Source organism: Shouchella oshimensis (assembly GCF_002019765.1).
Lineage (GTDB): Bacteria > Bacillota > Bacilli > Bacillales > Bacillaceae_D > Shouchella > Shouchella oshimensis.
On record NZ_KV917380.1, the window covers coordinates 1 to 9391 of the forward strand.

The following is a 9391-nucleotide window of genomic DNA, read 5'->3' on the forward strand; positions in this document are numbered from 1 at the left end:
TTTGTCAGTTTCCTCTTTCCTTTTCAGTCACGTACGTGAGTACGCTCCTTCAAGTCCATCGTCACTTCCGCAAATCCCTTGCTTTTCTTTGTAAAACTCATTCTAAAAGGGAATAGTCCCTTTTTGTTAAAAAGAATCGGTGATTCTTTCAAAACTAAATCATATCATCATACTCAAACTCAAGAAATTTAGGATAAGCCCTCGACCGATTAGTATCAGTCCGCTCCATGTGTCGCCACACTTCCACTTCTGACCTATCAACCTCATCATCTCTAAGGGGTCTTACTGGCTTACGCCATGGGAAATCTCATCTTGAGGGGGGCTTCATGCTTAGATGCTTTCAGCACTTATCCCGTCCATACGTAGCTACCCAGCGATGCTCCTGGCGGAACAACTGGTACACCAGCGGTATGTCCATCCCGGTCCTCTCGTACTAAGGACAGCTCCTCTCAAATTTCCTACGCCCGCGACGGATAGGGACCGAACTGTCTCACGACGTTCTGAACCCAGCTCGCGTGCCGCTTTAATGGGCGAACAGCCCAACCCTTGGGACCTACTTCAGCCCCAGGATGCGACGAGCCGACATCGAGGTGCCAAACCTCCCCGTCGATGTGGACTCTTGGGGGAGATAAGCCTGTTATCCCCAGGGTAGCTTTTATCCGTTGAGCGACGGCCCTTCCATACGGCACCGCCGGATCACTAAGCCCGACTTTCGTCCCTGCTCGACTTGTAGGTCTCGCAGTCAAGCTCCCTTATGCCTTTGCACTCTACGAATGATTTCCAACCATTCTGAGGGAACCTTTGGGCGCCTCCGTTACTGTTTAGGAGGCGACCGCCCCAGTCAAACTGCCCACCTGACAATGTCCCTGACCCGGATCACGGGTCGAGGTTAGAATGTCAGCACCATCAGGGTAGTATCCCACCGACGCCTCCACCGAAGCTAGCGCTCCGGCTTCCAAGGCTCCTACCTATCCTGTACAAATGGTACCAACACTCACTATCAAGCTACAGTAAAGCTCCATGGGGTCTTTCCGTCCTGTCGCGGGTAACCTGCATCTTCACAGGTACTATAATTTCACCGGGTCTCTCGTTGAGACAGTATCCAAGTCGTTGCACCATTCGTGCGGGTCGGAACTTACCCGACAAGGAATTTCGCTACCTTAGGACCGTTATAGTTACGGCCGCCGTTTACTGGGGCTTCAATTCAGAGCTTCTCCCTTACGGGATAACCCCTCCTCTTAACCTTCCAGCACCGGGCAGGTGTCAGCCCCTATACTTCGCCTTACGGCTTCGCAGAGACCTGTGTTTTTGCTAAACAGTCGCTTGGATCTATTCACTGCGGCTCTCTCGGGCTTTAACACCCTAATAGAGCACCCCTTCTCCCGAAGTTACGGGGTCATTTTGCCGAGTTCCTTAACGAGAGTTCTCCCGAGCGTCTTAGAATTCTCTTCTCGCCTACCTGTGTCGGTTTGCGGTACGGGCACCTGTATTCTAACTAGAGGCTTTTCTCGGCAGCGGAGGATCAGGGATTTCGGACCCTTGGGTCCTTCACGGTCACAGCTCAGCCTTCACGGAACACGGATTTGCCTATGTTCCAGCCTTGCATGCTTCGACGCGCACAGCCAGCGGCGCGCTCACCCTACCTTTCTGCGTCCCCCCATCGTTCAAACAAATACGAGGTGGTACAGGAATATCAACCTGTTGTCCATCGCCTACGCCTTTCGGCCTCGGCTTAGGTCCCGACTAACCCTGAGCGGACGAGCCTTCCTCAGGAAACCTTGGGCTTTCGACGGAGGGGATTCTCACCCCTCTTTTCGCTACTCATACCGGCATTCTCACTTCCAAGCACTCCACTAGTCCTCACGATCTAGCTTCACAGTCCTTGGAACGCTCCCCTACCCAATCCCTACTGGGATTGCCATAGCTTCGGTGATACGTTTAGCCCCGGTACATTTTCGGCGCAGAGTCACTCGACCAGTGAGCTATTACGCACTCTTTCAATGATGGCTGCTTCTAAGCCAACATCCTGGTTGTCTAAGCAACTCCACATCCTTTTCCACTTAACGTATACTTGGGGACCTTAGCTGATGGTCTGGGCTGTTTCCCTCTTGACTACGGATCTTAGCACTCGCAGTCTGACTCCCGAGTTAAAGTTTTTGGCATTCGGAGTTTGACTGAATTCGGTAATCCTGTGGGGACCCCTCGTCCAATCAGTGCTCTACCTCCAAAACTCATCACTCGAGGCTAGCCCTAAAGCTATTTCGGGGAGAACCAGCTATTTCCGAGTTCGATTGGCATTTCACCCCTACCCACACCTCATCCCCGCATTTTTCAACATGCGTGGGTTCGGGCCTCCAGTCGGTGTTACCCGACCTTCACCCTGGACATGGGTAGATCACCCGGTTTCGGGTCTACGACAACGTACTTACTCGCCCTATTCAGACTCGCTTTCGCTACGGCTCCGCCTCATCAGCTTAACCTTGCACGTTATCGTAACTCGCCGGTTCATTCTACAAAAGGCACGCCATCACCCGTTAACGGGCTCTGACTAGTTGTAGGCACACGGTTTCAGGATCTCTTTCACTCCCCTTCCGGGGTGCTTTTCACCTTTCCCTCACGGTACTGGTTCACTATCGGTCACTAGGGAGTATTTAGCCTTGGGAGATGGTCCTCCCGGATTCCGACGGGGTTTCACGTGTCCCGCCGTACTCAGGATCCACTCTGGAGGAAACGAAGTTTCAGCTACAGGGCTGTTACCTTCTTCGGCTTGTCTTTCCAGACAATTCACCTACTCCGTTTCTTTGTAACTCCGTATAGAGTGTCCTACAACCCCAAGAGGCAAGCCTCTTGGTTTGGGCTGATTCCGTTTCGCTCGCCGCTACTCAGGAAATCGCATTTGCTTTCTCTTCCTCCGGGTACTTAGATGTTTCAGTTCCCCGGGTCTGCCTCACCCTGCCCTATGTGTTCAGGCAGGAGTACCATCCCATTACGGATGGTGGGTTCCCCCATTCGGAAATCTCCGGATCAAAGCTTACTTACAGCTCCCCGAAGCATATCGCTGTTCGTCGCGTCCTTCATCGGCTCCTAGTGCCAAGGCATTCACCGTGCGCCCTTTCTAACTTATCCATTTTGACGTCAGATTCCCATCGTATCTCTTCGTCTGGTTCCTGTCTTTCTGTCAGTTACGTAGCGAACTACGCTCCTTCCATCAAGCATTCCCCATCCTTGATCTACTCGGGTCTCTTTGTCAATTGGTTAACCTAAAAGGTTTATGAATTCTTGACGTCTCGTTCAAACAGTTGTAACACCGATGAACAAAACTAATTTGAGTTGATTGATTATGATTTAGTTTTCAAAGAACCATGCCTACAGGATGTAGGTACCAGGCGTTGCCACAGGACGTGGCGTTCTTAGCGTGGTATCCATTACCTTCGCATTTTCAATTGGAAGAGGAATTCTTCCAAAACTGAACAAAAGATCCAAAGCGCTATATGACCCGAGGTCATACATCGACTAGAGTAAATACTCCATAGAAAGGAGGTGATCCAGCCGCACCTTCCGATACGGCTACCTTGTTACGACTTCACCCCAATCATTTGTCCCACCTTAGGCGGCTGGCTCCAAAAGGTTACCTCACCGACTTCGGGTGTTACAAACTCTCGTGGTGTGACGGGCGGTGTGTACAAGACCCGGGAACGTATTCACCGCGGCATGCTGATCCGCGATTACTAGCAATTCCGGCTTCATGTAGGCGAGTTGCAGCCTACAATCCGAACTGAGAATGGCTTTATGGGATTGGCTCCACCTCGCGGTTTCGCTGCCCTTTGTACCATCCATTGTAGCACGTGTGTAGCCCAGGTCATAAGGGGCATGATGATTTGACGTCGTCCCCACCTTCCTCCGGTTTGTCACCGGCAGTCACCTTAGAGTGCCCAACTAAATGCTGGCAACTAAGATCAAGGGTTGCGCTCGTTGCGGGACTTAACCCAACATCTCACGACACGAGCTGACGACAACCATGCACCACCTGTCACTTTGCCCCCGAAGGGGAAGCTCTGTCTCCAGAGTGGTCAAAGGATGTCAAGACCTGGTAAGGTTCTTCGCGTTGCTTCGAATTAAACCACATGCTCCACTGCTTGTGCGGGTCCCCGTCAATTCCTTTGAGTTTCAGCCTTGCGGCCGTACTCCCCAGGCGGAGTGCTTAATGTGTTTACTTCGGCACTACGGGCATCGAAACCCCTAACACCTAGCACTCATCGTTTACGGCGTGGACTACCAGGGTATCTAATCCTGTTTGCTCCCCACGCTTTCGCGCCTCAGCGTCAGTTACAGACCAGAGAGTCGCCTTCGCCACTGGTGTTCCTCCACATATCTACGCATTTCACCGCTACACGTGGAATTCCACTCTCCTCTTCTGCACTCAAGCTTCCCAGTTTCCAATGGCCGCTCGGGGTTGAGCCCCGAGATTTCACATCAGACTTAAGAAGCCGCCTGCGCGCGCTTTACGCCCAATAATTCCGGACAACGCTTGCCACCTACGTATTACCGCGGCTGCTGGCACGTAGTTAGCCGTGGCTTTCTGGTGAGGTACCGTCAAGGTACCGGTAGTTACCCCGGTACTTGTTCTTCCCTCACAACAGAGCTTTACGACCCGAAGGCCTTCCTCACTCACGCGGCGTTGCTCCGTCAGACTTTCGTCCATTGCGGAAGATTCCCTACTGCTGCCTCCCGTAGGAGTCTGGGCCGTGTCTCAGTCCCAGTGTGGCCGATCACCCTCTCAGGTCGGCTACGCATCGTCGCCTTGGTAAGCCGTTACCTTACCAACTAGCTAATGCGCCGCAGGCCCATCCCTTAGTGACAGCTAGACGCCGTCTTTCAAAAGAGAATCAGGTGATTCTCTTTATTATCCCGTATTAGCTCCGGTTTCCCGGAGTTATCCCAGTCTAAGGGGCAGGTTACCTACGTGTTACTCACCCGTCCGCCGCTAACGTCCGGGAGCAAGCTCCCTTCTGTCCGCTCGACTTGCATGTATTAGGCACGCCGCCAGCGTTCGTCCTGAGCCAGGATCAAACTCTCCGTTAAAAGTGTTTGACTTGCTCATTTGCACAATTTAAAGCTGTGTCTAACTTCATTGACGAGATACCTTGTATCTCTTTTTACGCTTGGCTTTTGTTCAGTTTTCAAAGAACTCGTTTGCGCCTCGATCTCTCTTGGCGACTCTTAGTACTTTACATGACATTTATTAGAATGTCAAAGCTTTTTTTGAAACTTTTTTTGGTGGAGCCTAGCGGGATCGAACCGCTGACCTCCTGCGTGCAAAGCAGGCGCTCTCCCAGCTGAGCTAAGGCCCCATTTCATGGTCGGGAAGACAGGATTTGAACCTGCGACCCCTTGGTCCCAAACCAAGTGCTCTACCAAGCTGAGCTACTTCCCGAAATGGCGCGCCCGAGAGGAGTCGAACCCCTAACCTTCTGATCCGTAGTCAGACGCTCTATCCAATTGAGCTACGGGCGCTTTTAAACTATGAAGTTAAACATAAATGGTGCCGAGGGCCGGACTTGAACCGGCACGGTTGTCACCAACCGCAGGATTTTAAGTCCTGTGTGTCTGCCAATTCCACCACCCCGGCAAAAAATATTGGCAAAAGCGGAAGACGAGATTCGAACTCGCGACCCCCACCTTGGCAAGGTGGTGTTCTACCACTGAACTACTTCCGCACAACTAATGTTGTGAATGCGGGTGAAGGGACTTGAACCCCCACGTCATAAAGACACTAGATCCTAAGTCTAGCGCGTCTGCCAATTCCGCCACACCCGCAAGTTTATGGTGAGCCATGAAGGATTCGAACCTTCGACCCTCTGATTAAAAGTCAGATGCTCTACCAACTGAGCTAATGGCTCTGACTTCGAAAACTATGGTGCCGGCCAGAGGACTTGAACCCCCAACCTACTGATTACAAGTCAGTTGCTCTACCAATTGAGCTAGGCCGGCATATGGTGGAGGATGACGGGATCGAACCGCCGACCCCCTGCTTGTAAGGCAGGTGCTCTCCCAGCTGAGCTAATCCTCCAACTTATTATCTTGTTTTCAAATAACAAAGAAAAATATGTAAGCCTGGCAACGTCCTACTCTCACAGGGGGAAGCCCCCAACTACCATCGGCGCAAAAGAGCTTAACGACCGTGTTCGGCATGGGAACGGGTGTGACCTCTTTGCTATTGCCACCAGACTTTGGTTTACTTCAGATAAGCGTCGGGCTTTTTTGTCAGTTTCCTCTTTCCTTTTCAGTCACGTACGTGAGTACGCTCCTTCAAGTCCATCGTCACTTCCGCAAATCCCTTGCTTTTCTTTGTAAAACTCATTCTAAAAGGGAATATTCCCTTTTTGTATTAAAAAGAATCGGTGATTCTTTCAAAACTAAATCATATCATCATACTCAAACTCAAGAAATTTAGGATAAGCCCTCGACCGATTAGTATCAGTCCGCTCCATGTGTCGCCACACTTCCACTTCTGACCTATCAACCTCATCATCTCTAAGGGGTCTTACTGGCTTACGCCATGGGAAATCTCATCTTGAGGGGGGCTTCATGCTTAGATGCTTTCAGCACTTATCCCGTCCATACGTAGCTACCCAGCGATGCTCCTGGCGGAACAACTGGTACACCAGCGGTATGTCCATCCCGGTCCTCTCGTACTAAGGACAGCTCCTCTCAAATTTCCTACGCCCGCGACGGATAGGGACCGAACTGTCTCACGACGTTCTGAACCCAGCTCGCGTGCCGCTTTAATGGGCGAACAGCCCAACCCTTGGGACCTACTTCAGCCCCAGGATGCGACGAGCCGACATCGAGGTGCCAAACCTCCCCGTCGATGTGGACTCTTGGGGGAGATAAGCCTGTTATCCCCAGGGTAGCTTTTATCCGTTGAGCGACGGCCCTTCCATACGGCACCGCCGGATCACTAAGCCCGACTTTCGTCCCTGCTCGACTTGTAGGTCTCGCAGTCAAGCTCCCTTATGCCTTTGCACTCTACGAATGATTTCCAACCATTCTGAGGGAACCTTTGGGCGCCTCCGTTACTGTTTAGGAGGCGACCGCCCCAGTCAAACTGCCCACCTGACAATGTCCCTGACCCGGATCACGGGTCGAGGTTAGAATGTCAGCACCATCAGGGTAGTATCCCACCGACGCCTCCACCGAAGCTAGCGCTCCGGCTTCCAAGGCTCCTACCTATCCTGTACAAATGGTACCAACACTCACTATCAAGCTACAGTAAAGCTCCATGGGGTCTTTCCGTCCTGTCGCGGGTAACCTGCATCTTCACAGGTACTATAATTTCACCGGGTCTCTCGTTGAGACAGTATCCAAGTCGTTGCACCATTCGTGCGGGTCGGAACTTACCCGACAAGGAATTTCGCTACCTTAGGACCGTTATAGTTACGGCCGCCGTTTACTGGGGCTTCAATTCAGAGCTTCTCCCTTACGGGATAACCCCTCCTCTTAACCTTCCAGCACCGGGCAGGTGTCAGCCCCTATACTTCGCCTTACGGCTTCGCAGAGACCTGTGTTTTTGCTAAACAGTCGCTTGGATCTATTCACTGCGGCTCTCTCGGGCTTTAACACCCTAATAGAGCACCCCTTCTCCCGAAGTTACGGGGTCATTTTGCCGAGTTCCTTAACGAGAGTTCTCCCGAGCGTCTTAGAATTCTCTTCTCGCCTACCTGTGTCGGTTTGCGGTACGGGCACCTGTATTCTAACTAGAGGCTTTTCTCGGCAGCGGAGGATCAGGGATTTCGGACCCTTGGGTCCTTCACGGTCACAGCTCAGCCTTCACGGAACACGGATTTGCCTATGTTCCAGCCTTGCATGCTTCGACGCGCACAGCCAGCGGCGCGCTCACCCTACCTTTCTGCGTCCCCCCATCGTTCAAACAAATACGAGGTGGTACAGGAATATCAACCTGTTGTCCATCGCCTACGCCTTTCGGCCTCGGCTTAGGTCCCGACTAACCCTGAGCGGACGAGCCTTCCTCAGGAAACCTTGGGCTTTCGACGGAGGGGATTCTCACCCCTCTTTTCGCTACTCATACCGGCATTCTCACTTCCAAGCACTCCACTAGTCCTCACGATCTAGCTTCACAGTCCTTGGAACGCTCCCCTACCCAATCCCTACTGGGATTGCCATAGCTTCGGTGATACGTTTAGCCCCGGTACATTTTCGGCGCAGAGTCACTCGACCAGTGAGCTATTACGCACTCTTTCAATGATGGCTGCTTCTAAGCCAACATCCTGGTTGTCTAAGCAACTCCACATCCTTTTCCACTTAACGTATACTTGGGGACCTTAGCTGATGGTCTGGGCTGTTTCCCTCTTGACTACGGATCTTAGCACTCGCAGTCTGACTCCCGAGTTAAAGTTTTTGGCATTCGGAGTTTGACTGAATTCGGTAATCCTGTGGGGACCCCTCGTCCAATCAGTGCTCTACCTCCAAAACTCATCACTCGAGGCTAGCCCTAAAGCTATTTCGGGGAGAACCAGCTATTTCCGAGTTCGATTGGCATTTCACCCCTACCCACACCTCATCCCCGCATTTTTCAACATGCGTGGGTTCGGGCCTCCAGTCGGTGTTACCCGACCTTCACCCTGGACATGGGTAGATCACCCGGTTTCGGGTCTACGACAACGTACTTACTCGCCCTATTCAGACTCGCTTTCGCTACGGCTCCGCCTCATCAGCTTAACCTTGCACGTTATCGTAACTCGCCGGTTCATTCTACAAAAGGCACGCCATCACCCGTTAACGGGCTCTGACTAGTTGTAGGCACACGGTTTCAGGATCTCTTTCACTCCCCTTCCGGGGTGCTTTTCACCTTTCCCTCACGGTACTGGTTCACTATCGGTCACTAGGGAGTATTTAGCCTTGGGAGATGGTCCTCCCGGATTCCGACGGGGTTTCACGTGTCCCGCCGTACTCAGGATCCACTCTGGAGGAAACGAAGTTTCAGCTACAGGGCTGTTACCTTCTTCGGCTTGTCTTTCCAGACAATTCACCTACTCCGTTTCTTTGTAACTCCGTATAGAGTGTCCTACAACCCCAAGAGGCAAGCCTCTTGGTTTGGGCTGATTCCGTTTCGCTCGCCGCTACTCAGGAAATCGCATTTGCTTTCTCTTCCTCCGGGTACTTAGATGTTTCAGTTCCCCGGGTCTGCCTCACCCTGCCCTATGTGTTCAGGCAGGAGTACCATCCCATTACGGATGGTGGGTTCCCCCATTCGGAAATCTCCGGATCAAAGCTTACTTACAGCTCCCCGAAGCATATCGCTGTTCGTCGCGTCCTTCATCGGCTCCTAGTGCCAAGGCATTCACCGTGCGCCCTTTCTAACTTATCCATT

General features: G+C 52.1%; 9 tRNA genes and 4 rRNA genes. All 13 read right to left on the bottom strand.

The annotated features are described in order from the left end of the window. Positions 1-189: 189 nt before the first annotated feature. The 13 genes from BK583_RS00005 to BK583_RS00065 all read right to left on the bottom strand — a co-directional run bounded on the left by BK583_RS00005 (position 190) and on the right by BK583_RS00065 (position 9388). Positions 190-3126, bottom strand: a 23S ribosomal RNA gene (locus tag BK583_RS00005). A gap of 407 nt (positions 3127-3533) precedes the next feature. Then, positions 3534-5082: ribosomal RNA gene (locus BK583_RS00010) — 16S ribosomal RNA — on the bottom strand. Positions 5083-5275: 193 nt separating this feature from the next. Next, positions 5276-5351 (bottom strand) — tRNA-Ala (locus BK583_RS00015). 6 nt (positions 5352-5357) lie between these two features. After that, a tRNA-Pro gene (locus tag BK583_RS00020) sits at positions 5358-5434 on the bottom strand. A gap of 3 nt (positions 5435-5437) precedes the next feature. After that, positions 5438-5514, bottom strand: a tRNA-Arg gene (locus BK583_RS00025). A gap of 26 nt (positions 5515-5540) precedes the next feature. After that, positions 5541-5629: transfer RNA gene (locus BK583_RS00030), tRNA-Leu, on the bottom strand. A gap of 16 nt (positions 5630-5645) precedes the next feature. After that, positions 5646-5717, bottom strand: a tRNA-Gly gene (locus tag BK583_RS00035). Between the two features lie 17 nt (positions 5718-5734). Beyond that, positions 5735-5817: transfer RNA gene (locus BK583_RS00040), tRNA-Leu, on the bottom strand. Between the two features lie 7 nt (positions 5818-5824). Further along, positions 5825-5900 (bottom strand) — tRNA-Lys (locus BK583_RS00045). Positions 5901-5915: 15 nt separating this feature from the next. Beyond that, positions 5916-5991: transfer RNA gene (locus BK583_RS00050), tRNA-Thr, on the bottom strand. Between the two features lie 3 nt (positions 5992-5994). Beyond that, positions 5995-6070 (bottom strand) — tRNA-Val (locus BK583_RS00055). Between the two features lie 42 nt (positions 6071-6112). Then, positions 6113-6228: ribosomal RNA gene (gene rrf / locus BK583_RS00060) — 5S ribosomal RNA — on the bottom strand. Positions 6229-6451: 223 nt separating this feature from the next. Continuing rightward, a 23S ribosomal RNA gene (locus tag BK583_RS00065) occupies positions 6452-9388 on the bottom strand. Together the 16S, 23S and 5S rRNA genes with 9 tRNA genes alongside form the textbook arrangement of a ribosomal RNA operon. Positions 9389-9391 lie beyond the last annotated feature (3 nt).